General features: G+C 72.1%; 19 protein-coding genes. 17 read left to right on the top strand and 2 right to left on the bottom strand.

What is annotated here, in order from left to right; translation table 11 throughout:
• From WQ56_RS12150 to WQ56_RS12130, 5 genes are all read left to right on the top strand, one after another.
• Window positions 1-2043 (top strand): YadA-like family protein (locus WQ56_RS12150; protein ID WP_047137378.1); only part of this gene is annotated, 2043 nt, incomplete at its 5' end.
• Between the two features lie 68 nt (window positions 2044-2111).
• Window positions 2112-2933: an OmpA family protein gene (locus WQ56_RS12145; protein ID WP_047137377.1), complete on the top strand. Its 822-nt coding sequence runs from the start codon at window positions 2112-2114 to the stop codon at window positions 2931-2933.
• Window positions 2934-2988: 55 nt separating this feature from the next.
• Window positions 2989-3927: a nucleoside hydrolase gene (locus WQ56_RS12140; protein WP_047137376.1), complete on the top strand. Its 939-nt coding sequence runs from the start codon at window positions 2989-2991 to the stop codon at window positions 3925-3927.
• A 92-nt stretch (window positions 3928-4019) separates the two neighbouring features.
• Complete coding sequence (locus WQ56_RS12135; RefSeq protein ID WP_047137375.1) at window positions 4020-4271, top strand: type B 50S ribosomal protein L31; 252 nt, start codon at window positions 4020-4022, stop codon at window positions 4269-4271.
• Window positions 4272-4522: 251 nt separating this feature from the next.
• Window positions 4523-5815 carry a citrate synthase gene (locus WQ56_RS12130; protein WP_047137374.1) on the top strand — a complete coding sequence of 431 codons (1293 nt, stop codon included), beginning with the start codon at window positions 4523-4525 and terminating at the stop codon, window positions 5813-5815.
• 420 nt (window positions 5816-6235) lie between these two features.
• Here WQ56_RS12130 and WQ56_RS12125 read toward each other — a convergent pair whose 3' ends face one another.
• On the bottom strand, window positions 6236-6880 hold the full coding sequence (locus tag WQ56_RS12125) for a hypothetical protein (RefSeq protein ID WP_047137373.1): 645 nt from the start codon (window positions 6878-6880) through the stop codon (window positions 6236-6238).
• Between the two features lie 100 nt (window positions 6881-6980).
• A complete protein-coding gene (locus tag WQ56_RS12120) occupies window positions 6981-9548 on the bottom strand; it encodes a penicillin-binding protein 1A (RefSeq protein WP_047137372.1) in 2568 nt (855 codons plus the stop codon).
• Window positions 9549-9726: 178 nt separating this feature from the next.
• Here WQ56_RS12120 and WQ56_RS12115 point away from each other — a divergent pair, with 178 nt between their 5' ends.
• The 12 genes from WQ56_RS12115 (at window position 9727) to WQ56_RS12060 (ending at window position 22910) form a co-directional block, all read left to right on the top strand.
• Entirely contained in the window at window positions 9727-10785 is a 1059-nt protein-coding gene (locus tag WQ56_RS12115) for a pilus assembly protein PilM (RefSeq protein ID WP_047137371.1), read from the top strand.
• Complete coding sequence (locus WQ56_RS12110) at window positions 10785-11402, top strand: PilN domain-containing protein (RefSeq protein ID WP_047137370.1); 618 nt, start codon at window positions 10785-10787, stop codon at window positions 11400-11402. Before WQ56_RS12115 ends, WQ56_RS12110 begins: the two co-directional genes overlap by 1 nt.
• Window positions 11399-12067 (top strand): type 4a pilus biogenesis protein PilO, encoded by a 669-nt coding sequence (gene pilO, locus WQ56_RS12105; RefSeq protein ID WP_047137369.1) that lies wholly within the window; start codon window positions 11399-11401, stop codon window positions 12065-12067. Before WQ56_RS12110 ends, pilO begins: the two co-directional genes overlap by 4 nt.
• Before the next feature lies 1 nt (window position 12068).
• The gene (locus WQ56_RS12100) at window positions 12069-12605 is read left to right on the top strand and encodes a pilus assembly protein PilP (RefSeq protein ID WP_047137368.1); all 537 of its coding nucleotides are present in this window, start codon (window positions 12069-12071) and stop codon (window positions 12603-12605) included.
• Between the two features lie 14 nt (window positions 12606-12619).
• Window positions 12620-14503, top strand: coding sequence for a type IV pilus secretin PilQ (gene pilQ, locus WQ56_RS12095; RefSeq protein WP_047137367.1), 1884 nt, complete (start codon window positions 12620-12622; stop codon window positions 14501-14503).
• A gap of 147 nt (window positions 14504-14650) precedes the next feature.
• The gene (locus WQ56_RS12090; RefSeq protein WP_047137366.1) at window positions 14651-15643 is read left to right on the top strand and encodes a MoxR family ATPase; all 993 of its coding nucleotides are present in this window, start codon (window positions 14651-14653) and stop codon (window positions 15641-15643) included.
• A gap of 61 nt (window positions 15644-15704) precedes the next feature.
• Window positions 15705-16595: a DUF58 domain-containing protein gene (locus WQ56_RS12085; protein WP_052772994.1), complete on the top strand. Its 891-nt coding sequence runs from the start codon at window positions 15705-15707 to the stop codon at window positions 16593-16595.
• 1 nt (window position 16596) lies between these two features.
• Window positions 16597-17055: a DUF4381 family protein gene (locus tag WQ56_RS12080; protein ID WP_047137364.1), complete on the top strand. Its 459-nt coding sequence runs from the start codon at window positions 16597-16599 to the stop codon at window positions 17053-17055.
• A 50-nt stretch (window positions 17056-17105) separates the two neighbouring features.
• Window positions 17106-18071: a VWA domain-containing protein gene (locus WQ56_RS12075; protein ID WP_047137395.1), complete on the top strand. Its 966-nt coding sequence runs from the start codon at window positions 17106-17108 to the stop codon at window positions 18069-18071.
• Entirely contained in the window at window positions 18068-19816 is a 1749-nt protein-coding gene (locus tag WQ56_RS12070) for a tetratricopeptide repeat protein (protein ID WP_047137394.1), read from the top strand. The genes WQ56_RS12075 and WQ56_RS12070 overlap by 4 nt, the downstream gene beginning before the upstream one ends.
• Window positions 19813-21474 (top strand): BatD family protein, encoded by a 1662-nt coding sequence (locus WQ56_RS12065; RefSeq protein WP_047137363.1) that lies wholly within the window; start codon window positions 19813-19815, stop codon window positions 21472-21474. Before WQ56_RS12070 ends, WQ56_RS12065 begins: the two co-directional genes overlap by 4 nt.
• 47 nt (window positions 21475-21521) lie before the next feature.
• Complete coding sequence (locus WQ56_RS12060) at window positions 21522-22910, top strand: dicarboxylate/amino acid:cation symporter (protein ID WP_047137362.1); 1389 nt, start codon at window positions 21522-21524, stop codon at window positions 22908-22910.
• Window positions 22911-22955 lie beyond the last annotated feature (45 nt).

Here is a 22955-nt window from a genome sequence, read left to right as displayed (position 1 = left end):
AGCGCGACGAGCACCGAGGCGGTCAACGGCGCGCAGCTGTTCGGCGTGGCCGGCTCGGTCGCCGATCACCTGGGCGGCGGCGCGACGGTCAACGTCGACGGCACGATCTCCGCACCGACCTACGTGATCCGAGGCGGCAACTACAGCAACGTCGGCGATGCGTTCGACGCGGTGGACGGCGCGTTCGACGACCTGGTCGTGGATGTCGGCGATCTCGGGGCGACGGCGGTGCGCTACGACACCGATGCCGACGGCAATCCCGACTACGGCCGGGTCACGCTGGCGGGCGCGGACGGCACCGCGATCGGCAACGTCGCCGCGGGCGTCGCGGCCGACGAGGCGGTCAACGTCGGGCAGCTGGCACCGGTGGTCGGCGCGCTCGGCGGCGGGGCGGCGATCGACCCGACGACCGGCGCGGTGACCGGGCCGATCTACACGCTCGACGACGGTAGCGACACCGGCACGACCGCCGATTTCGGCGACGTCGGCTCGGCGCTCGACAACCTCGACGGGCGGACGGCGAGCAACACCACGACGATCAACAACCTGCTCGATGGTACCGAAGGCATCGTGCGCCAGGATCCGGACTCGTTGCTCGTAACGGTCGGCGGGCAGACCGGCGGCGACCAGGTGAGCTTCGCGAACGTCGACGGCGATGCGCGTCGCCTGAGCGGCGTGGCCGACGGCGTCGACGACACCGACGCGGCCAACGTCGCGCAGCTCCGTGCGGTCGAGGGCCAGATCGGAGACCTCGACGCGTTCGCGGTGCGCTACGACACCGCTGACCTGTCGCGGATCACGTTGGGCGGCAGCGGCGGCACGGTGATCGACAACCTCGCAGCAGGCCAGATCGCGGCCGGCAGCCTGCAGGCGATCAACGGCGGGCAGATGTTCGCGAGCATGTCGAGCATCGCGGCGATCTTCGGCGGCGGCGCGTCGGTCGATCCGTTCGGGGGGCTGGTCGCGCCCGACTATCTGGTCCAGGGCACGTTCTACAACTCGGTGGGCGATGCGCTGGCCGCGCTCGACACCGGCCTGACCCAGGTCAACACCCGCATCGACAACCTGCCGCCGGGCAGCGGCGGGGACGGCCGCGATCCGCTGGTCGCCGTCGACGGCCCGCGCGACGGCACCGACGATGCGACCGTCGTCGACGGCCTGCGTGGCGTGGCGATCGGCACCAATGCGACGAAGGGCGGCCGCTACGGCATGGCGGTCGGCGGCGACAGCTACGCTGCCGGCGACCACGACACCGCGATCGGCGGCAACGCCAAGGTGCATGCCGACAACAGCACCGCGGTCGGCGCCAACACCACGGTGCTGGCGGCGGCGAGCGAAGCGGTCGCGGTGGGCGAGGGCGCGACGGTCGCGGCGACTGCGGGCACGGCGCTCGGTCAGGGCGCGACGGTCACCGCCACCGCGCAGGGGGCGGTCGCGCTGGGCCAGGGCTCGGTGGCCGACCGTGCCGGAACGGTCTCGGTCGGCAGCGCCGGCAGCGAGCGTCAGGTCGTCAATGTCGCGGCCGGCACCCAGGACACCGACGCGGTCAACGTCTCGCAGTTGCGGGCGTCGGAGCAGGGCACCGTGCGCTACGACACCAATCCCGACGGCAGTCCTAACACGACCCAGGTCACGCTCAACCAGGGCGGCGGCGAGGTGCTGGTGCGCAACGTGCGGGCCGGCGCCGCCGGCACGGACGCAGTCAACGTCAACCAGCTCAATGCCGGCATCGGCCGCGCGATCGGGGAGGCGAACGCCTACACCGACATGCGTGTGGGGCAGATGCAGTCCGACATCTGGGAAATCGACCGTGGCTACCGCGCCGGCGTCGCGGCGGCGATGGCCGTCGCGGGCCTGCCGCAGGCCTACATGCCCGGCAAGAGCATGGTCGCGGCGGCGGTGAGCGGCTACGAGCGCGAGGCCGGCCTGGCGGTCGGCATCACGACGGTCTCGGAGAACGGGCGCTGGGTCTACAAGTTCAGCGGCACGACCAACACCGTCAACGATGTCGGCTTCACGATGGGCGCCGGCCTGCAGTGGTGACCGCGGGGGCCCCGTCCCTCGGGACGGGGCCCGCTGCCTGCAACGCGTCTTCAAGGAGGAGACCCGACATGCTTCCGATCCCGAGCTTTCCCGTCCGCGCCGTCACGCTGGTCCTCGCCGCAGGACTCGCGGCCTGCGCCTCGACCGGCGGCGCCGACGACGCGCCGCGCTTTCCCGATCCCGCGTCGGCGTCCCGGCACGGCGGCACCTATCCCAATCCCGGCGACCTGCATCCGCTCGCAGCCGGCCTGAGCAAGGACCAGCTCTACGCGCTGGTCGGCCCGCCGCATTTCGCCGAAGGCGTGTTCGGCGTCCGCGAGTGGGACTACCTGTTCAACTTCCGCGAACCGGACGGGCAGGTCGCCCGCTGCCAGCTGAAACTGCGCTTCGACGATGCCGGCACGGTCCGCGATCTCCACTGGCTGCCCGCGACGTGCGCGTCGCGGGCGCGCCCGCGGGAACCGGGCATGGGCGGTGGCGGCGCGGCGGACGCGGGCGGCGAGCGCGTCGCGCTGCTGTCGGCCGACACCACGTTCGCGTTCGCCAGCGCCGAGCTGACGCCGCTGGGCCGGCGTACGCTCGATGCGCTCGTCGAGCGTGCCGGGGCGTTCGACGGCGTGGAGGCGATCGAGATCGTGGGGCATGCCGACCGCATCGGCCGCCCTGCGGCCAACGACGCCCTGTCGAGGCGGCGCGCCGAGGCCGTGCGCGAGCACCTGGCCCAGCGCGGCGGCCCGGCAGGGCGGATCTCGGTCGAAGGACGCGGCAGCCGCGAACCGGTGGTCGCGTGCGCGGGCGAACGCGGGGCCGACGAGGTCGCCTGCCTGGCGCCCAACCGTCGGGTCGAGGTCCTGCTGCGGCAGAGCCGGGCGACCGCCGCTGCCCGGTGAGCCGCGCCGGGCATGCACGGCGGCGGCTGGCCGCGTGGACGCGGCATAATGCGGCATGGACGCCCGCATCCCCCTGCTGATCGACACCGACCCCGGCGTCGACGACGCCCTGGCCCTGCTGCTCGCCTTCAACGACCGCGCGCACGAGGTGGTCGGGCTGACGATCGCGGCCGGCAACGTCGGCCTGCGCCACACCACCGCCAACGCGCTCAAGCTGTGCGAGGTCGTCGGACGCCCCGACGTCCCGGTCCACGCAGGCAGCGCCGCGCCGCTGCTGCACGCCGCGCCCGATGCGGCCTACGTGCACGGCAACGACGGCTTCGGCGATGTGGGCTACGCCGCCGCGGCGCGCGGAGTGGAGGACGAGCATGCCGCGCTGGCGATCCTGCGGCTCTCGCACGTGCATGCCGGCCGCCTGGTGCTCGTCGCGCTGGGGCCGCTGACCAACGTCGCGCTCGCGCTCAAGCTCGATCCGACGCTGCCCTCGCGCGTGGCGCGCTTCGTGACGATGGCCGGCGCGGTCACCGGGCACGGCAACATCACCCCGAGCGCGGAGTTCAACGTCTACTTCGATCCCGAGGCGGCGAAGATCGTGTTCGACGCGTTCCCCGCGTTCGAGCTCTCGGACTGGGAGGCGACGGTCGCCCACGGCCTGCCGCACGACGAGGTGCTGGCGTGGATGCGGGCCGGCGGCGAGCGCGCCCGGTTCTACGAGGCGATCTCGCGCAAGACCCGCGAATGGTCGGCCGACCGGCGCGGCGACGACTGGCACAGCGCCGATGCGCTGGCGATGGCGTGGGTGCTCGCGCCCGACGGGGTGCTGGAGACTGCGGCGCGGCCGGTGGACGTCGTGCTCGACCATGGGCCGGCGCGCGGCGCGACGATCGTGGACTGGCAGCGACAGCTCGGCCGGCCGGACAACGCGACGATCCTGCTGCGCTACGACCGGGTGCGCTTCCACGCGCTGGTCCGCGACGCGCTGCAGGCGGCCTGACCGCCGGGCGCGGCACGCCGGCGGTCGCCCTTGCCGGGCCGGCCTGACGGCGGCTATAATGCCGCTCTTTCCCTGCGCAAACTGGTGCCGCCATGAAGGCCGACATCCATCCGGATTACCGCGAAGTCGTGTTCCAGGACGTGACTTCTGATTTCAAGTTCCTCACCCGCTCGACCCTCGCGGCCACCGCGAAGGAATCGATCCAGTGGGACGACGGCAACGAATACCCGCTGATCAAGATCGAAGTGTCCTCGGCCACGCATCCGTTCTACACCGGCCAGAACAAGATCATCGACACCAGCGGTCGCGTCGACAAGTTCCGCAAGCGCTACGCGAAGCAGTAACGGGGTCGGGTGTCGCGTCGGCGACGCACCCGCTCGTCTGCGCAGGCGGCCGCCACCAGGCGGCCGTCGGCATTTGTGCGCCTCGCCCATCGCATCTTCCGGTGCGGTGGGCGTTGCCGTGTTCGACTTTCGTGCAATGCCCGTCCGTCCGCGCGCGCCGGAGGGCTATGCGATAATTGACGCGTTGCGGCACGCGCCGCGCCCGCCAACCGGAATGCCCGTCGTTCCGGGAGAATGAGGAGTCTTCTTCAGTGTCCGAAACCAATTCCAAGCTCGAACAGGTCACGCTCGATGCCGCCGGCAAGACGGTGACGCTGCCCGTCCTGCATGGCACGCTCGGCAATCCCTGCGTCGACATCTCGAAGCTGCCGAAGGAGACCGGCTGCTTCACCTACGATTCCGGCTTCACCGCTACCGCCAGTTGCAAGTCCGCGATCACCTACATCGACGGCGACCAGGGCGTGCTGCTGTACCGCGGCTACCCGATCGAGCAGCTCGCCGAGCATTCCAGCTTCCTGGAGGTGGCCTATCTGCTGATGAACGGCGAGCTGCCGTCCAAGGCGGAGTTCGACACGTTCGAGCACGAGGTCACGCATCACACGATGATGCACGAGTCGCTCAAGAGCTTCCTGCAGGGCTTCCGCCACGATGCGCATCCGATGGCGATGCTGGCGGCCTCGGTGGCTTCGATGTCGGCGTTCTACCACGACACGCTCGACCTGCAGGATCCCGAGCAGCGCCGGCTCGCCGCGATCCGCCTGCTGGCCAAGATGCCCACGCTCGCGGCCGCCGCGTACCGTTACTCGATCGGCTGGCCGATCCGCTACCCGCGCAACAGCCTGGGCTACGTCGACCGCTTCCTGCACATGATGTTCGAGGTGCCGAGCGAGCCGCTCGAGCTCAACCCGGTCGTCGCCAAGGCGATGGACCTGCTGTTCATCCTGCACGCCGATCACGAGCAGAACGCGTCGACCTCGACCGTGCGCCTGGTCGGCTCGACCGGCGCCAACCCCTACGCCTCGGTCGCGGCCGGCATCACCGCGCTCTGGGGTCCGGCCCACGGCGGCGCCAACGAGGCGGTGCTCAAGCAGCTGGCCGAGATCGGCGATGCGAAGAACGTCGAGAAGGCGGTGCTGCGCGCCAAGGACAAGAACGACCCGTTCCGCCTGATGGGCTTCGGCCACCGGGTCTACAAGAACTTCGACCCGCGCGCCAAGATCATCCGCGAGATGACCCACAAGGTGCTCGGCGAGCTGGGCATCGACGATCCGTTGCTGGACGTGGCGATGAAGCTGGAAGAGGCGGCGCTCAAGGACGACTACTTCGTCGAGCGCAAGCTCTATCCGAACGTCGACTTCTACAGCGGCATCATCTACAAGGCGCTGAAGATCCCGACCGAGATGTTCACCGTCATGTTCGCGATCGGCCGCACCGCCGGCTGGGTGGCGCACTGGCTCGAGCAGCAGGTCGACCCGGAGGCCAAGATCGGCCGTCCGCGGCAGATCTACACCGGCTACGACGTGCGCGACTACCGCAAGGGCTGACGCGTCGCCGACCCTGCGTTCAAAGGAAGCCGCGGTCTCCCGCGGCTTCTTTTTGGTTCTTCGTCGAAGTCAGGGGAGTCCTGCTTTGCGCGCCCGATTATGGCGCTCTTCTCCGGAGCCCGCGCCGCGCCGGCCGGGGACTGCTCCCCGGCTCGGTCAGCCATCCCTGGCTGACTCGCCGCCGCGGGCCATCCATGGCCCGCTATCGCAATCCCCGACCAACACGACGCACTGAGACCGAAAGCTCGCGACTTCTTTCAGCGGGCGATCTCGCCTCCACCCGGAGTCGGTTGCGTACGTCCGCTGTCCGTCCGAAGTGGAGTGACTGTTCCGTAGTTGAAACAAGAACCTCTGCTTGCCCGCCTCAAAATGTCTGGACAGGCGAAGCGCGCTCGGATTCCGCAGAAACGGGATGTGTGGTCAAGCGTCGTCGTGCCGGGGCGGCTCGAGGGCGAGCAGCTGGCGCAACTGCGCCTCGGACGCGCGTCGCATCGGCCGGTCGTCGTCTGCGCGCAGCGGTGCCTGGCGCAGTGCGTTGGACGGCAGGACGGTCAGTTCGAAGGCCACCTCGCCGGCATGGAAGGCCCAGGTCGGGCAGTCCTCCCGGCGGGCGCGGTCGAGCCGGACGCGGCGGCTGCGCGCCTGGGCCGGGATGCGGTGGTCGACCAGAAAGCGCTGCACCGCGTCGGCATCGTCGCCGTGCAGGTGCAGTTGCACGGGTGCCTGCGCATCGGCGGTGCCGTCGAGCACGCCGCCGTGCAGCCGCGGCTGGAACGGGGCGAAGAACGCGAGCGCCTCCAGCGCGGCCTCCCGGCTGCGCCGCAACGCATCGGCATGGGACGCTGAGGAGAACAGGCGCCGGTACTCCTGCAGGGCCCGCTCGATCTCCTGGTCCTGGGGCAGCGAGGCGTCGTCGTGGATGCCCAATCGGCCGGCCGCCTTCAGCCTGGCCTGATGGATGTCGTGGATGCCGCCTTCGGCCATCAGCCGGGCGGCCTCGTGCGCGAGGCGATGGCGGCGTTCGCGGCTGCGGGCTCCGGCATGCTGCTGACGTGCGCGATGCATGCGTGTTCCCCCGTGTCGATCGTCCGCCCCGACTCTACGCCTCCGCCCCGGGTGGTCAAGCCGGCGCACGGGACGGTGCCGGCTGCGGACGCGCCGGCGTTCAGAAGATGTCGAAGGCTTCCTCGGTCGGGACGTCGTCGATCTGCAGGTCGACTTCGGACGCCATCCGCTCCAGGTCCTCGGCCTTGACGTACTCGACGATGCCGCCGCCCTCGGCGCCGACCGGCATCAGCCGGCCGCTCGCGGTGACGGCGACGCGCACCATGCCTTCGGGCGGATCGTTCGGGGCCTCGGGCACGCCGTTCAGGGCGACCCGCATGAAGTCGATCCAGATCGGCAGCGCCGCGCGGCCGCCGTACTCGCGGTAGCCCAGCGAGCGGTTGTCGTCGCGGCCGACCCACACCGACGTCACCAGGTTGCCGCCGAAGCCGGAGAACCAGGCGTCGCGGTGGTCGTTGGTCGAGCCGGTCTTGCCGCCGACGTCCTCGCGCTCGAGCACGCGGGCGGCCGTGCCGGTACCGCGGCGCACGACGTCGCGCATCATCGAGACCATCTGATAGGCCACGCGCTCGTCGATCGCGCGCTCGGCCATCGCCGGTGCCTGGCCGTCGGCGCGGGGTTCGGGCTCGGGCGCGGGCTCGGCGGGTTCGGGCGCCTCGGTGACCGTGCGCTGCGCCGACGCGGGCCCGAGGTCGAAACCGTCGATGACGTGCGAGGGCGCGGCGGGCTGGCCCGGGCGGCCGTCGTTGCCGCAGCCGCGGCACGCGCGGGCCGGGTTCTCCTTGAACACCAGCGTGCCCTCGCGGTCGCGGACCTCGTCGATGAACCACGGGTTGACCTTGAAGCCGCCGTTGGCGAACACCGCGTAGCCCCGGGTGACGTCGAGCGGAGTCAGCGACGGCGTACCGAGCGCGATCGACAGGTTGGGCGGCAGCTGCGACTCGTCGAAACCGAAGTGGCTGATGTAGCGCCGCGCGTAGTCCACGCCGATCGTGTCGAGCAGGCGCACCGCGACCAGGTTGCGCGACTGCACCAGCGCCTCGCGCAGGCGCATCGGTCCCATGAAGCGGCCGTCGGAGTTCTGCGGACGCCAGTCCTGGCCGCGGCGCATCCGGAACAGAACCGGGGCGTCGGGCACGATCGAGGCCGGGTTGAAGCCCTTCTCGAATGCCGCGGCGAAGATGAACGGCTTGAAGCTCGAGCCCGGCTGGCGCCGCGACTGGGTCGCGCGGTTGAAGTTGCTCCCTGCGAAGCTGAAGCCGCCGATCAGCGCGCGGACCGCGCCGTTGTCGGGCTCGAGCGACACCAGCGTGGCCTGGCCGCGCGGCAGCTGGTCGAGCTGCCAGGTCACGGTGGGCGGCGCCACCGGGGTGTCCGCATCGGCATCGGCGGCGACCTTGGCCGGGGTCTCGATCCGTCGGACGCGGGTGAGATCGCCGCGCGTGAGCAACGCGCCGGGATTGCGCCCGGTCCAGCGGCTGCTGGCCGCGTCCAGGGTCACCGTACTGCCGTCGGCGAGCACCACGTCGGCGGTGCCGTTGCCGCTGCGCAGCACGATCGCGGGCAGCAGGCCGCCCTGGGGCGCGATGCCGCGCAGCCGGCGCGCGGCGGTGGCGGCGTCCTCGTCGGCCGCCAGCTCGAAGGTCTCCGCCGGCTTGACCCAGCCGTGGCGGTGGTCGTAGGTCGTCAGCCCGTTGCGCACCGCCAGTTCAGCGGCCGCCTGCATCGTCGGGTCGATCGTGGTGGTGACGTGGTAGCCGCGCGTGAGCACGTCGCCGCCATAGCGGGCGACCATCTCCAGGCGCACCATTTCGGCGACGTACGGCGCGTACGCCTCGATCGGCCGCTCGTGGGGGCTGGCGTGCATCTCGACCGCGCGCGCGGCGGCCGATTCGGCCGGCGTGATGAAGCCCAGCTCCTGCATCCGCGCCAGCACGTAGACGTCGCGGCGCTCGCGCGCGCGCTCGGGGTTGCTGATCGGGTTGCCGCTGGAAGGGAACTTGGGGATCGCCGCCAGCGAGGCCATCTCGTCGAGGTCGAGCTCGGCGAGCTGCTTGCCGTAGTAGAACTCCGCCGCCGCTGCCACGCCGTAGGCGCGGTTACCGAAGAAGCTCTTGTTGAGATAGAGCTCGAAGATCTCGTCCTTGGTGAGGTTCTGCTCCATCTTGCGCGCGAGCAGCATCTCGGCGAACTTGCGGGTGAAGCTGTACTCCGAACTCAGGAAGAACTGGCGGGCGACCTGCTGGGTGATCGTCGATCCGCCCGGGACGCGGCGGTCGTCGGTCGTCAACAGCAGCCACAACGCGCGGGCCACGCCGCGGTAGTCGATGCCCCCGTGCTCGTAGAAGCGCGCGTCCTCGGTCGCCAGGAAGGCCTGTTTCAGGCGCTCGGGCACGTCGTCGATCTTGACCGGGTAGCGTCGGGTCTCGCCGAACAACGCGATGAGCTTGCCGTCGCGGGCGTAGACGTACATCGGCTCCTGCATCTCGATGTCGCGCAGGGTCTCCACGTCGGGCAGCTTGGAGGCCACCGCCGTGTACAGGATGCCCGCGGCGACGGCGCCCAGCACGGCCAGCGCCAGGCCCAGGATCAGGACCCAGCGCAGCAGGCGGCGGAAACGGGAGGGGCGGGGGCGGGGGCGGGGGGGCGACGCGGGATCGGCTCTCATCCGCCCAGTATAGGGCGCCGTCGCCGGCCGGTCCGTGAGCGGCCGGCACGCCCCGGGGACGGCGGCCGGAGGCGCGCGCGGGGCCGCGCCGCTGTTGCCATCGGCGGGAAAGTCCGTTATCTAATGCGCCGGGACACGCGGCGTGTGTGGATACGTCCGTGGCGAAGGGGAGCATTCTGTGGGGCTCATCGCAAGAAGCCACGTGCCGCTGGTCGGCATCGACATCAGTTCGACCGCGGTCAAGCTGCTGCAACTGTCCCGGCAGGGCAACCGGTATCGGGTCGAGCACTATGCGGTCGAGCCGCTGCCGCCCAATGCCGTGGTCGAGAAGGCGATCGTCGAGGCGGAGGCCGTCGGCCAGGCGATCCAGCGGGCCGTGGCCCGCTCGGGCACCCGCGCCCGTCACGGGGCGGCCGCCGTGGCCGGCTCGTCGGTGATCACCAAGACCATCCCGATGCCCGCCGAGCTCGACGACGACGAACTCGAGTCGCAGATCGAGCTCGAGGCGGTCAACTACATTCCCTATCCGATCGAGGAAGTGAACCTCGACTTCGCGGTGCTCGGGCCCACGCCCGGCAGCCCGGAGACCGTGCAGGTGCTGCTGGCGGCCTCGCGCTCGGAGAACGTGGAGCTGCGCGCCTCGGCGCTGGAACTCGGCGGCCTGGTGCCCCGGGTCATCGACGTCGAGGCCTTCGCGGTCGAGAACGCCTTCGCGCTGATCGCCGACACCCTCGGCGTGCCGGACGACGGCATCGTCGCGCTGGTGGACGTGGGCGCGACGATGACCACGCTGAGCGTGCTGCGCAACGGACGCAACCTGTACTCGCGCGAGCAGGTCTTCGGCGGCAAGCAGCTCACCGACGAGGTCATGCGCCGCTACGGCCTGAGCTACGAGGAAGCCGGCCTGGCCAAGCGCCAGGGCGGCCTGCCCGAGAGCTACGAGGTCGAGGTGCTCGAGCCGTTCAAGGAGGCGATGGTCCAGCAGGTCAGCCGCCTGCTGCAGTTCTTCTACGCCGGCAGCGACTTCAACCGGGTCGACCGCATCGTGCTGGCCGGCGGCTGCGCCTCGATCCCGGGCGCGGCCGAGATGGTCGAGGAGCAGCTCGGCGTGCCGAGCGTGCTCGCCAACCCGCTGGCGCAGATGACGCTCGGCCCGCGCGTGCAGGCGCAGGCACTGGCCCAGGATGCGCCCGCGCTGATGATCGCCTGCGGACTCGCGCTCAGGAGCTTCGACTGATGGCGCGGATCAACCTGCTGCCGTGGCGCGCCGAGCGGCGCCGGCAGCGACAGAAGGAATTCGTGTACATGGCCGTGCTCGCCGTCGCGGCGGGCATCGTGCTGTGGCTGCTGGTCAACATGTACTACAACGCGCAGCTCGACGGGCAGCGTGAGCGCAACGCGTTCCTGCAGCAGCAGATCGCCGAGCTCGACCGCGAGATCGTCGAGATCGACGCGCTCGACCGCCAGCGGGCGCGCCTGCTGGCGCGCAAGGCGGTAATCGAGGAACTGCAGGGCAACCGTTCGCAGATGGTCCACCTGTTCGACCAGTTGGTGCGCACGATCCCCGACGGCGTGCTGCTGACCTCGCTCAAGCAGGAAGGGCAGCAGCTGACGCTCGAGGGCCGCGCGCAGTCGAACGCGCGCGTGAGCACCTACATGCGCGCGCTCGACGGCTCGGGCTGGATGACCAGCCCGCAGCTGGCGGTCATCGAGGCCCGCGACGGCGTGCCGGGGCTGCCGTACGCGTTCACGCTCAACGTCCAACTGTCCACGCCGGCGGCCAAGGAAGCCGGCGCGTCCGGCGCCGTCGATCCGGCCGTGGCCGAGCCCGCTGCCGAGGAGGTCGCCCAGTGAGCCGCAAGAAGGTGTCGTTGCGCGAGCTCGACCTCAACAACGTCGGTGCCTGGCCGCGCGAGTACCGGATCGGCACCTGCATCGTCGTGGGGTTGGTGATCTTCGCCGTGCTGTGGTCGGCGATCACCCGCCCCAAGGGCAGCGAGCTCGAGAGCCTGGAGGCGCAGGAGGCCACGCTGCGGAGCGACTTCGAGACCAAGCAGGGCAAGGCCGCGAACCTCGAACCGCTCAAGCAGCAGCTCGCGCAGATGGAGCAGCAGCTGCAGCAGATGCTGCGCCAGTTGCCGAGCCGGACCGAGATGCCGGACCTGATCACCGACATCTCGCAGACCGCGATCGCGACCGGCATCCAGAACGACCTGTTCCGTCCCGGCACCGAGGTGCCGCGCGAGTTCTATGCCGAGCAGCCGATCGCGCTGCGCATGGTCGGCACCTACCACCAGTTCGGCGCGTTCGTCAGCGGGGTCGCCTCGCTGCCGCGCGTGGTCATCATGACGATGCACGACATCTCGCTCAAACCACGAGGCAGCGGCGACAACCTCGCTGCGATCGGTCCCAATTCCAGCCTCGAGCTGTCGGGCACCGTGAAGACCTACCGTTACCTCGATGAAGAGGAGACCGCGGCGCAGGCGCAGATGGCAGTGGATGCCGGAGGGGCACACTGAGATGGCCATCATCCTTGAGGGCAGGCCCCTGCTGCTGGGTGTGATCGTGCTGCTGGTCGCCGGCTGTGGGCGCGATATCACCAGCGAGCCCGGCGACGCGCCCAATCTGGAGGTCTGGATCGACGAGGTGCGGCAGCGTCCTGCGCCGCCGCTCGAGCCGCTGCCGGTGATGCAGCAGTTCGAGACGTTCGAGTATTCCGCCCAGGGCATCCGCGATCCCTTCAGCAACGCGTTCACCGATACCGACAGCGGCAGCGGGCTGCGGCCCGATTCGAACCGGCGCAAGGAGATCACCGAGCAGTTCCCGCTCGACAGCATGGCGATGGTCGGCACGATGAACACCGGCGCGCGGATGCTCGGGCTGGTGCTGGCGCCCGACAAGGTGACCTACCGCATCGCACCGGGGAATTACCTGGGACAGAACGATGGCCGTGTCACATCGGTCACCGACAATCGCATCGAGCTCGTCGAGCTGGTGCCCGATGGTGCCGGCGGGTGGCTGGAGCGCCCCGCTTCGCTCGCGCTGAACGAAAATTGATGAGGGAAAGCAAGATGACCGTGAGCAAAGCGGGAAGCCTGCGGGCCGGCCGGACGTCGGCGATGCAGGCCGGGGCGTTCGGGCTGGCCATCGGAATGCTGGCAGCATTCGGCGGCGTGCAGGCCGCGCAGCCGGCGGCGGCATCGCTGTTGCCGGTACTGCAGGCCGCGTCTGGCGCCGGGCAGGCGGCCGGTGTCGCGGTGACCGATCTGGACTTCAAGCGCGGCGACGGTGGCTCGGGCAAGCTGATCCTGCGCTTCGACGGTGATGGCGCCGCGCCGGACCTGCGCACGCAGGACGGCAACGTGGTCATCAATCTGGGCGGCGCGACGCTGCCCGCGCAGCTGCAGCGCCCGCTCAATGTCGTCGATTTCGCCACGCCGGTGCAGCGCATCGATGCGCGCCAGGGCGGCAACGGCGCGCAGGTCGTGCTCAGCGCGCGCGGCGACTTCGAGCCGATGGCGTACCAGAGCGGCCGCGACTACATCGTCGAGATCGTCCCGCGCGCCGCCTCGAGCGACCGGGCTGTCGGCGCGTCCACCGCCGCCGCGGCGATGGGCCAGGCCGCGGCGACCGTCGCCGACGTCCGCGCCTACAGCGGGCGGCCGGTGACGTTCAACTTCCAGGACGTGCCGGTGCGCACGGTGCTGCAGCTGATCGCCGATGAGTCGGATCTCAACATCGTCGCCAGCGACAGCGTGACGGGCAACGTGACGCTGCGCCTGCAGAACGTGCCGTGGGACCAGGCGCTGGACATCGTGCTGCAGGCCAAGTCGCTCGACAAGCGCCGCAGCGGCAACGTGGTCTGGGTCGCCCCGCAGAGCGAGATCGCTGCGTTCGAGCAGGCCAAGGAGGACGCGCGCCTGGCGATCGAGGAACGCGCGGAGATGACCACCGAGTACATCCCGATCAGCTACGGCAATGCCGAGGATATCGCCAAGCTGCTGACCGAGGAGAGCAAGTCGGGCACGTCCTCCGGCGGACAGGGCGCCGCGCAGAACCGGGGGTTCCTGTCCTCGCGCGGCAGCCTGAGTTTCGACCGTCGCACGAACACGCTGCTGGTCATCGACATCCCGGCACGCGTGACCGAGATCCGGCGCCTGGTGAACCTGCTGGACAAGCCGGTCGACCAGGTCGTGATCGAGGCACGCATCGTGATCGCGAACGAGTCGTTCGCGCGCAACCTGGGCGCGCGCTTCGGCGTCTCGAGCGCCGAAGCGATCGACGATCGGGTGATCGTCGGAGGCACCCTCGCGTCCGGCGAGGACGGTGCGATCGGCGCGCCGGGTGGCCTGAACGTGAACCTGCCGGTCACCGGCGGCGCCCCGTCGCTGGCGTTCACGATTCTGGGCAATACGATCAACTGGGCGGTCGAGCTGCAGGCACTGCAGCAGGAGCAGCGCGGCGAGGTCATCTCCAACCCGCGCATCGTCACCAGCAACCAGCGCGAGGCGACGATCAGCCAGGGCCAGGAGGTGGGCTACATCACCGTGACCGGCGGACAGAGCAACAGCGTGCCGACGGTGCAGTTCAAGGACGTGCTGCTCGAGCTCAAGGTCACGCCGACGATCACCAACGACGGCCGCGTGTTTCTGGCGATGGACATCAAGAAGGACGAGATCCAGGGCGAGGTGGAGTACGAGAACATCGGCTCGGTGCCATTGATCAGCAAGCGTAATATCACCACGGCCGTGCTGATCGACGACGGCCAGACGGTCGCGATCGGCGGCGTGTACGAGTTCAGCGACCGCGCCTCGCTGTCGAAGGTGCCGTTCCTGGGCGACCTGCCGATCCTCGGCAATCTGTTCAAGAGCCGCGGCCGCAACAAGGAGAAGGCCGAACTGCTGATCTTCGTCACGCCGAAGGTCATGCGCGTCGCGCAGCGCGCCGGCGGCTGACCGGGCGCGAGCATTCACGAAAGGGGCCCGACAGGGCCCCTTTTTTTGTTCCTCTGCTGACGGCCGCCGGCGTGCGAGGTTGAATCCGGCCCCCCGGTTCGGGTCACACTGTAGGCGGCGCGACGGGCGCCGGACACAGGGAACCCGATGGAGCACGCGGTCGAACACCCGGGACATCTGCAGGCGCGCTTCGCCGCGCTGCGCGAGGCGCTGGCCGAGGAGATCGTCGGCCAGCCCGCGCTGGTCGACCGGTTGCTGGTGGCGCTGCTGGCCGACGGCCACCTGCTGGTCGAAGGCGCGCCGGGGCTGGCCAAGACCAGCGCGATCCGGGCGCTCGCCTCGCGACTCGATGCCGATTTCGCGCGGCTGCAGTTCACGCCCGACCTGCTGCCCGCCGATCTGACCGGCACGGAGATCTGGCGCCCGCAGGACGGCCGCTTCGAGTTCCAGGCCGGCCCGATCTTCCATCCGCTGCTGCTCGCAGACGAGATCAACCGCGCACCGGCGAAGGTGCAGTCGGCGCTGCTCGAGGCGATGGGCGAGCGCCAGGTGACGGTCGGCCGCGAGACCTACCGGCTGCCCGATCCGTTCCTGGTGATGGCCACGCAGAACCCGATCGAGCAGGAGGGCACGTTCCCGCTGCCCGAGGCGCAGCTCGACCGGTTCCTGATGCACGTCCGCGTCGGCTATCCCGACGCCGGCGCCGAGGCGCGCATCCTGCAACTGGCCCGCGATCGCGCGCTCGCCCGGCTCGACGCCCGGCCAGAAGCCGTGGAGCGCATGCCGCTCGAGGCGCTGTTCGCCGCGCGCCGGGCGGTGCTCGCGCTGCACATGGCGCCGGCGGTCGAAACCTATCTGGTGGAACTGGTGCTGGCCTCGCGCGATGCGGCGCGCTACGACGCCGCGCTCGCGGCGCGGATCGCCTGGGGCGCCAGTCCCCGCGGCTCGATCGCGCTCGAACGCTGCGCGCGTGCCGTGGCCTGGCTCGCGGGCCGGGATTTCGTTACGCCCGACGACGTGCGCGCGGTCGCCCCCGACGTGTTGCGCCACCGCATCCTGCCCAGTTACGAGGCGACCGCCGAGGGCTGGGACGGCGAACGCCTGGTCACGGCGTTGCTCGACCGCGTGCCGCTGCCGTGAACGCCGGGATCCGGGATTCGTGATCGGAGATGCGGAAAAGCGGGACGCCGGGGCTCCCGGAATGGAGACGGGCGTGCGCCCGGTGCTGGCCGAGCTCATCGCGCTGCGCGCGTCGGCCTCGCGACGCGGCGCGGCCCGGCGCGCGCGCGCGGGCGTGCGCCAGCAGGCGCCGTCGCCGCTGCGCGGGCAGGGCATGGAGTACGCCGAATCGCGCGAGTACGTCGGCGGCGACGATGCGCGGCACATCGACTGGCGGGTGACCGCGCGGACCGGACGCCCGCATACCAAGACCTTCCAGACCGAGCGCGAACGGCTGACGCTGGTCGTGGCCGATACCGCGCCGGCGCTGTACGTCGGCAGCCGCGTGCGCTTCAAGTCCGTGCAGGCCGCGCGCGCCGGTGCGATCGCGACCTGGGCGGCAATCGCCGACGGCGACCGTGTCGCCGCATTGCGCGGCACGCTGGACGAGGCGCCGGTACCGCCGGCCGGCGGCAGCCGCGGCGCGTTGCGGGTGCTGCATGCGCTTGGCCGCTGGTATGCCGACCCGCCGGCCGGGGATGCCGGGCTGGCGGTCGCGCTCGATCATGCCCGCCGCCTGCTGCGCCCCGGATCGCGCCTGCTGGTGCTGGCCGATGCCGCCAGCGCCGTCGCGGTGCCGGCGCAGCGCTGGGCCGCGCTGGCCGCGCACGGCGAGGCGCTCGTCGTGCTGTTGACCGATCCGCTCGAGCAGGCCCCGCCGCGTGCACGGCTGCGCTTCGCCGACGGCGCGGGACGGATCGACCTGGACCTGCGCGACGAGGCGCAGCGTGCGCGCTGGGAGGCGACGTTCGCCGCGCCGATCGCACAGGCGCAGGCGACGCTGCACGCCGCCGGCGTGCGCTGTGCGCTGCTGTCGAGCGGGATGCCCAGCGATGCCTGGCTGCCGGCGTTCGGCCGGCCGAGAGCGGCCTGAGATGGCGATGCCCGACCTGGTCCTGCGCGACATCCACGTGCCCGACGCCCCGGGTTGGTGGCCGCCGGCACCGGGCTGGTGGTGGTTGGCCGCCGTCGTGGTCGCCCTCGGGGCAGGGCTCGGCTGGTTGCGATTGCGGCACGTGCGCGCGCGACGGCGCTGGGCGGAACTGTTCGACGCCGAGGTCGAGGCGGCGACCGACGCGCCGGCCAGGATCGCCGCGATGTCGGCGCTGCTGCGTCGCGCCGCGCGCCGCGTGCGCCCCGACGCCGACCGCCTGCAGGGCGACGCCTGGCTGGCCTTCCTCGATGCGGGCATGGACACGCCGGCGTTCGTCGACGGGCCGGGGCGCCTGCTGGGCGACGGCGGCTTCCGACGCCGGGTCGACGGCGCCGACCTCGACGCATTGCATGCTGTCGCACGCGCCCGGTTCCTCGCACTGATGGCGGCAGGCCGGTGAGCGTGCCGGCCGACGGCAGCGGGTTGCTGGCGATCTTCGCCTGGCCGTGGATGCTGCTGGCGTTGCCGCTGCCGTGGCTGTTGCGGCGCTGGCTGCCGCCCTCGCGCGGCGATGGCGATGCGCTGCGCGTGCCCTACACCGGGCTCGGCGCGATCGCCGCTCCGCATGCCGGCGGCCGCGGCGGGCGGGCGTCCTGGATGCTGTGGCTGGCCTGGGCGCTGCTGTGCGTCGCCGCGGCGCGCCCGCAGGGCGTCGGACCGGCCGAGCACCCGCCGCAGGCGGCACGCGACCTGATGCTGGCGGTCGACCTGTCGGGCAGCATGAGCGAGGAGGACATGGTGATCGGACGGCGCGCCGTCGACCGCTTGACCGCGGCCAAGGCGGTCATCGCCGATTTCCTCGAGCGCCGCGCGGGCGACCGCATCGGGCTGATCGTGTTCGGACAGCGGGCGTATGCGGTCACCCCGATGACGCGCGACCGCGACAGCGTGCGCCAGCAGCTGGACCGGACCGTGGTCGGGCTGGCCGGGCGCGAGACCGCGATCGGCGATGCGATCGCCCTGGCCGTCCGGCGGCTGCAGGGCGGCGAGGCCGAGCGGGTGCTGGTGCTGTTGACCGACGGCGTCAGCAACGCAGGCGCGCTGACCCCGCAGAAGGCCGCCGAACTCGCCCGCGACGCCGGGCTGCGCGTGCACACGGTCGCGTTCGGCAGCGACGGCGACGGCCTGCAGGCGCTGGGCTTCCGCCTGCCCGGCGCCGGCGAGCCGGCGATCGACGAGGCGGCGCTGCAGGCGATCGCCGACACCACCGGGGGCCGGGCGTTCCGGGCCCGCGACACCGAATCGCTGGCCGGCATCTATGCCGAGATCGACCGGCTCGAGCCGATCGAGGCGCCGGGCCCGGCGCTGCGCGCGCGGGTGGAACGCTACCCGCTGCCGTTGGCGGCCGGCTGCGTGCTCCTGCTGCTGGCGCTCGCGCCGCGCACGTGGCGGTGGCCGATGCGGGGCGCGCGATGAGCGGCTGGTGGCCCGACTTGACGTTCGCCCGGCCGGCGTGGTTGTGGGCGCTGCTGGTGTTGCCGCTGCTGGCCTGGGCCTGGTGGGCGCGGCGCCGCGACGACGATCCCTGGCGGGAGGCGATCGATCCGCATCTGCTGCCGCACCTGGTGGAACGTCGCCCGGGCCGGCGCGGCCTGCTGGCGCTGGCGGCGTGGCTGTGCGGCGGCACGCTGGCGGTGCTGGCGCTGGCCGGACCGGGCTGGCGCGAGGTCGACGTGCCGCTGTCGGCCGCCGGGGGGACGCCGCTGGTCGTCGCGCTCGACCTGTCGTCGGCGACGTCCGCCGACGACCTGCCGCCATCGCGGCTGCTGCAGGCGCGGGCCAAGCTCGCCCGCCTGCTGCAGGTGCGCCAGGGCCCGGTGGCGCTGCTGGCCTATGCCGACGATGCCTTCACCGTCGCCCCACTGACCGACGACGCGGCGAACGTCGCGCTCTATCTCGATGCGTTGGCCCCGGACATCATGCCGGTCGACGGCCGGCGCGCCGATCGCGCGATCGAGCAGGCCACGCGCCTGTTGCGGCAGGGCGACGCGCTGCGCGGCGACATCGTGCTGCTGACCGACGGCGCCGACCGGACCGCGATGCTCGAGGCTGCCAACGCCGCGCGCATGGGCTACCGGGTGTCCGCGCTCGGCCTGGGCAGCGCGGAGGGGGCCGCTTACCGCGATCGTGAGGGCGCGCTCGTCCACGCGCGGCTCGATGGCGCCTCGCTGCAGGCGCTGGCCGCCGCCGGCGGCGGACGCTGGCACCGCCTGACCGCCGACGACGCCGACCTGGACGCGCTCGGCCTGCGTGACGCCGGCACGGACGCCACCGGCACGGCGGCCGAGGGCGAGGCGCGGGCCCGGCGAATCGCCGACCAGGGGTACTGGCTGTTGCTGCCGCTGCTCGCGCTGGCGCTGCTGGCCTTCCGCCGCGGCGCCACGGTCGCGGTGCTGGCCGTGGCGCTGGCCTGGCCGCTGCTGCCGGCACAGGCCGCGCAGCCACCGGCGGGCACCGCGTGGCGCCGCGCCGACCAGGTCGCGCATGCGCAGCTCGCGCGGGGCGCCGCGGCCTATCGCGACGGGCGGCACGAGGACGCGCTGCGCGCGTGGACCGGCCTGCCGGGTGCGGACGCCGCGTACGACCGCGGCAACGCACTGGCGCGCCTGGGGCGTTTCGACGAGGCGATCGAGGCCTACGACGAGGCGCTGCGGCTGCAGCCGGACATGGCCGACGCGCTGGCCAACCGGGCCGCCGTCGAGGCCGCGCGCCGCCGCCACCCGCCGCCCGGTCCGGGTGACGATCCGCGCGGAGCGCCGCGCGACCAGCAGCGCCAGTCCGGCCGGCCCGATGCGGGCGAGGGCCGCACGGGCGACCGCGGCACGCCGCAGCCGGCGCCGTCGTCCGAAGGCCAGCCCCGGCCCGATACGCCGCCGTCGTCGCCCCGCGACAGCGAGAACGCGCCGACCGACGACGCGGCCCAGCAGCAGGCCGATCAGGCCCTGCGCGAACGCATGCAGCAGGCGCTCGACGACAAAGGCAACGGGACCCGCGAACCCGGCGACACCGCGCCTGCCGACCTGACGGAGGCCGATGCGCGCGCGGAGCGCGAACAGGCCAACCAGGCCTGGCTGCGGCGCGTGCCCGACGATCCGGGCGGACTGCTGCGGGCCCGGTTCCGGCTCGAACACGCACAGCGAAGCGGCGGGGAGGCACCATGACGACGCCCGGAATGGCGGGATGGCGCTACGCGCTGACCTTCGCGCTCGTCGCGCTGTTCGCCTGCGTGGCCGGCGTGCTGCGCGCCGAGACGCGGGCATGGCTGGACCGCGACCGCATCGCCCTGGGCGAGACGACGACGCTCAACGTCGAGACCGACGAGGCCGTCGCCGTGCCCAACTGGACCGTGCTGGCCCGCGATTTCGAACTCAGCGGGCATACCAGCCGGCGCCAGGTCGAGATCCGCGACGGGCGCCAGATCGAGCGCGCGCTGTTCGGCGTGGCGCTGCGACCGCGGCGCGAAGGCCTGCTGACAGTACCCCCGCTGCAGGTCGGCGGCGCGCGGACCGAGCCGCTGTCGCTGACCGTCGGGCCGGCCGCTGTCCGCTCGGCGCGCGACGGTGCCGCCGCGTTCGTCGAGGCCGAGGTCGAGACGCCGTCGCCTTACGTGCAGCAGGCGGTCGGCTACACGCTGCGGCTGCACTACGCGGTGCCGCTGGCCTCGGGCCAGCTCGAGCAGCCAACGCCCGAGGGCGCCTCGCTGCAGCGGATCGGCAACGACATCACCTACAGCCGCGAGTTCGACGGCCGCCGCTACAACGTCGTCGAGCGCCGCTTCCTGCTCGTACCCGGGCGCAGCGGCGCGTTGACGATTCCCGGCGCGCGCTTCGAGGGCCGGGGCACCGGCGGGGGCGGCTTCTTCGACGGCCTGTTCGACCGCGGGCCGCGGCAGCTCACCGCCAACGGGCCGGCGACCGAACTCGCGGTGCGGGCGATGCCCGGCACGGCGCCGCAGCCCTGGCTGCCGTTGCGGAACCTGGAGATGCGCTGGCTCGAGCAGCCCGAGCGCGGCCGCGTTGGTGTCGCGACCACGCTGACGCTCGAGGCGACGTTCGACGGCGCGGTCGGCACGCAGCTGCCCGACGTCGCGCTACCGGCGCCCGATGGCGCGCAGGTGTTCGCCGAACCGCCCCAGTACGACGAACGGTTCGACGAGGGGCGCCCGCGCGTGCGCATGACCCGCCGGTTCTCGATCGTGCCGGGGGCGGCGGGGCCGTTGCGGGTCGCCGCGCCGCGCGTGGCCTGGTGGGACGTGCGCGCAGGCGCCGCGCGCAGCAGCGCGCCGCCGGACCTGACGTTGGCGGTCGACCCCGGCGAGGCCGGGGAGGCCAGTCCGGACATGCCGCCCGGCGACATCCCGGACGCGGGCGACGGGCGCGTCTGGCCATGGCTGGCCGGGCTGTTCGCGCTGTTGTGGCTGGCGACGGGCGTCGTGGCCTGGCGCGGATCGCGCCGCGGGCGCGCCGGGTCGGCGCGGGCGGCCGCCGACGATCCGGGCGCGCCCGCCGGGGTGCAGTCGCGGCCGGGGGCGCAGCGGCTGTCCGCGGTGCTGCAGGCCGGGGACCCGGCCGAGGTCGAGGCCGCGCTCCGTGGGCTGATCGATCCGCCAGCGGCGGACATCGACGCGCTGCGACGCGCGCTTGCCGATCCCGGCCAGCACGACGCGCTCGTGCAGTGGCAGCGGGCGCGCTGGGGGGGCGGCGACCTGGTCGCGGCGCGCGCATCGCTGCGCCGCGCCTTCCGCGCCGGGCCGGTCGTGCGCAGCACGGCGGTGCCTGCCGACGCGCGTGTGCTGCCGCCGCTCTACCCGCGGCGTTGAGCCGCACTTCCTGCTAGCCTCGGCGACTTTCCCGCAGCGACCCCGCCATGTCCAGACCGCTCGCATCCGACCGCGCCCGTCTGCCGCTGCACTGGAAGATCGCGATCGGATTCGCCGCCGGCCTGCTGCTCGGCCTGGTCGCCCACTACACCGGCCTGTCGGCCTGGACGCTCGCCGATCCGGCATCGGCCGCCTGCGCCGCCGCCGAGCCGTCCTGGCAATGCCGCCCGCTGGTGGCGAGCTTCGTGGCCTGGGTCACCGAGCCGCTGGGCACGCTGTTCCTGAGCCTGATCTTCATGCTGATCGTGCCGCTGCTGTTCTCGGCACTGGTCGTGGGCGTGTCGGAGATGGGCGACGTCGCCTCGCTGGGGCGGATCGGCTGGCGCACGCTGGCCTGGACGATCGTGCTGTCGGGCCTGGCGGTGCTGCTCGGCCTGGTGATGGTCAATCTGTTCCGGCCGGGCGCCGGCGTCGACCCGGCGCTCGCGCAGCAACTGCTGGCCGAGAGCGCGCAACGTACCGAGGCGATCGTCAGCGACAGCCGCAGCGGCGCCAAGGGCATGGAGATGCTGCTGTCGATCGTGCCGCAGAACGTGGTCGGCGCGGCGTCGGACAATGCCAACATCCTGGCGCTGATGTTCTTCGCGCTGATGTTCGGCATCGGCTTGGTGCTGACGAAATCCGACGCCGCGGCCGCGCTCAAGCGGGGCATCGAAGGGCTGTTCGAGGTCTCGATGACGCTGATCGGGCTGGTGATCCGGCTGGCGCCGATCGCGGTGTTCTGCTTCATGTTCAACCTGGCGGTGCTGTTCGGCTGGGACCTGCTGCTCCGCCTGGGCGCCTATGTCGCGGTGGTGGTCGGTGCGCTGGCGTTGCACATGCTGGTGACGTACTCGCTGGCGCTGCGGCTGGTCGGCGGCTGGTCGCCGCTCGCGTTCTACCGCGGCGTGCAGGAGGCGATGCTGATGTCGTTCTCGACCGCATCGAGCAACGCCACGCTGCCCACGGCGCTGCGCGTGGCCGACGAAAAGCTGAAGCTGCCGCGCAAGGTCTCGCGCTTCGTGCTGACGATCGGGGCAACCGCCAACCAGAACGGCACCGCGCTGTTCGAGGGCGTGACGGTGATCTTCCTGGCGCAGTTCTTCGGCGTCGACCTGTCGATCGGCCAGCAGGTGCTGGTGATGCTGGTCTGCATCCTGGGCGGCATCGGCACCGCGGGCGTGCCGTCGGGCTCGCTGCCGGTGGTGGCGCTGATCTGCACGATGGTCGGCGTGCCGGCCGAGGGCATCGGCCTGGTGCTGGGCGTCAACCACTTCCTGGACATGTGCCGCACGACGGTCAACGTGACCGGCGATCTGGGCATCGCGGCGCTGGTCTCGCGCGGCGAGGTCGACGGACCGGACGACGGGCCCCTCGCGGGCGATCGTTCCGCGTAGGCGGCATCGGCGCGCAGGGAGGCGATCGGGACCGCGATATCGCGC

It is taken from the genome of Luteimonas sp. FCS-9 (assembly GCF_001014645.1).
In the GTDB taxonomy this organism is placed as follows: Bacteria; Pseudomonadota; Gammaproteobacteria; order Xanthomonadales; family Xanthomonadaceae; genus Luteimonas.
The sequence above is the reverse complement of the archived record's forward strand: the minus strand, read 5'-3'. Positions and strand labels throughout refer to the sequence as shown.

Bases quoted from the DNA above. Each gene is read 5' to 3' on its own strand.
- WQ56_RS12065 (WP_047137363.1), top strand. From the start codon at position 19,813: ATGACGACGCCCGGAATGGCGGGATGGCGCTACGCGCTGACCTTCGCG.
- WQ56_RS12120 (WP_047137372.1), bottom strand. From the start codon at position 9,548: ATGAGAGCCGATCCCGCGTCGCCCCCCCGCCCCCGCCCCCGCCCCTCC.
- WQ56_RS12090 (WP_047137366.1), top strand. From the start codon at position 14,651: ATGGAGCACGCGGTCGAACACCCGGGACATCTGCAGGCGCGCTTCGCC.
- WQ56_RS12100 (WP_047137368.1), top strand. From the start codon at position 12,069: ATGGCCATCATCCTTGAGGGCAGGCCCCTGCTGCTGGGTGTGATCGTG.
- WQ56_RS12080 (WP_047137364.1), top strand. From the start codon at position 16,597: ATGGCGATGCCCGACCTGGTCCTGCGCGACATCCACGTGCCCGACGCC.
- WQ56_RS12110 (WP_047137370.1), top strand. From the start codon at position 10,785: ATGGCGCGGATCAACCTGCTGCCGTGGCGCGCCGAGCGGCGCCGGCAG.
- WQ56_RS12060 (WP_047137362.1), top strand. From the start codon at position 21,522: ATGTCCAGACCGCTCGCATCCGACCGCGCCCGTCTGCCGCTGCACTGG.
- WQ56_RS12070 (WP_047137394.1), top strand. From the start codon at position 18,068: ATGAGCGGCTGGTGGCCCGACTTGACGTTCGCCCGGCCGGCGTGGTTG.
- WQ56_RS12140 (WP_047137376.1), top strand. From the start codon at position 2,989: ATGGACGCCCGCATCCCCCTGCTGATCGACACCGACCCCGGCGTCGAC.
- WQ56_RS12135 (WP_047137375.1), top strand. From the start codon at position 4,020: ATGAAGGCCGACATCCATCCGGATTACCGCGAAGTCGTGTTCCAGGAC.
- WQ56_RS12145 (WP_047137377.1), top strand. From the start codon at position 2,112: ATGCTTCCGATCCCGAGCTTTCCCGTCCGCGCCGTCACGCTGGTCCTC.
- WQ56_RS12125 (WP_047137373.1), bottom strand. From the start codon at position 6,880: ATGCATCGCGCACGTCAGCAGCATGCCGGAGCCCGCAGCCGCGAACGC.
- pilQ (WP_047137367.1), top strand. From the start codon at position 12,620: ATGACCGTGAGCAAAGCGGGAAGCCTGCGGGCCGGCCGGACGTCGGCG.
- WQ56_RS12085 (WP_052772994.1), top strand. From the start codon at position 15,705: ATGGAGACGGGCGTGCGCCCGGTGCTGGCCGAGCTCATCGCGCTGCGC.
- WQ56_RS12075 (WP_047137395.1), top strand. From the start codon at position 17,106: ATGCTGCTGGCGTTGCCGCTGCCGTGGCTGTTGCGGCGCTGGCTGCCG.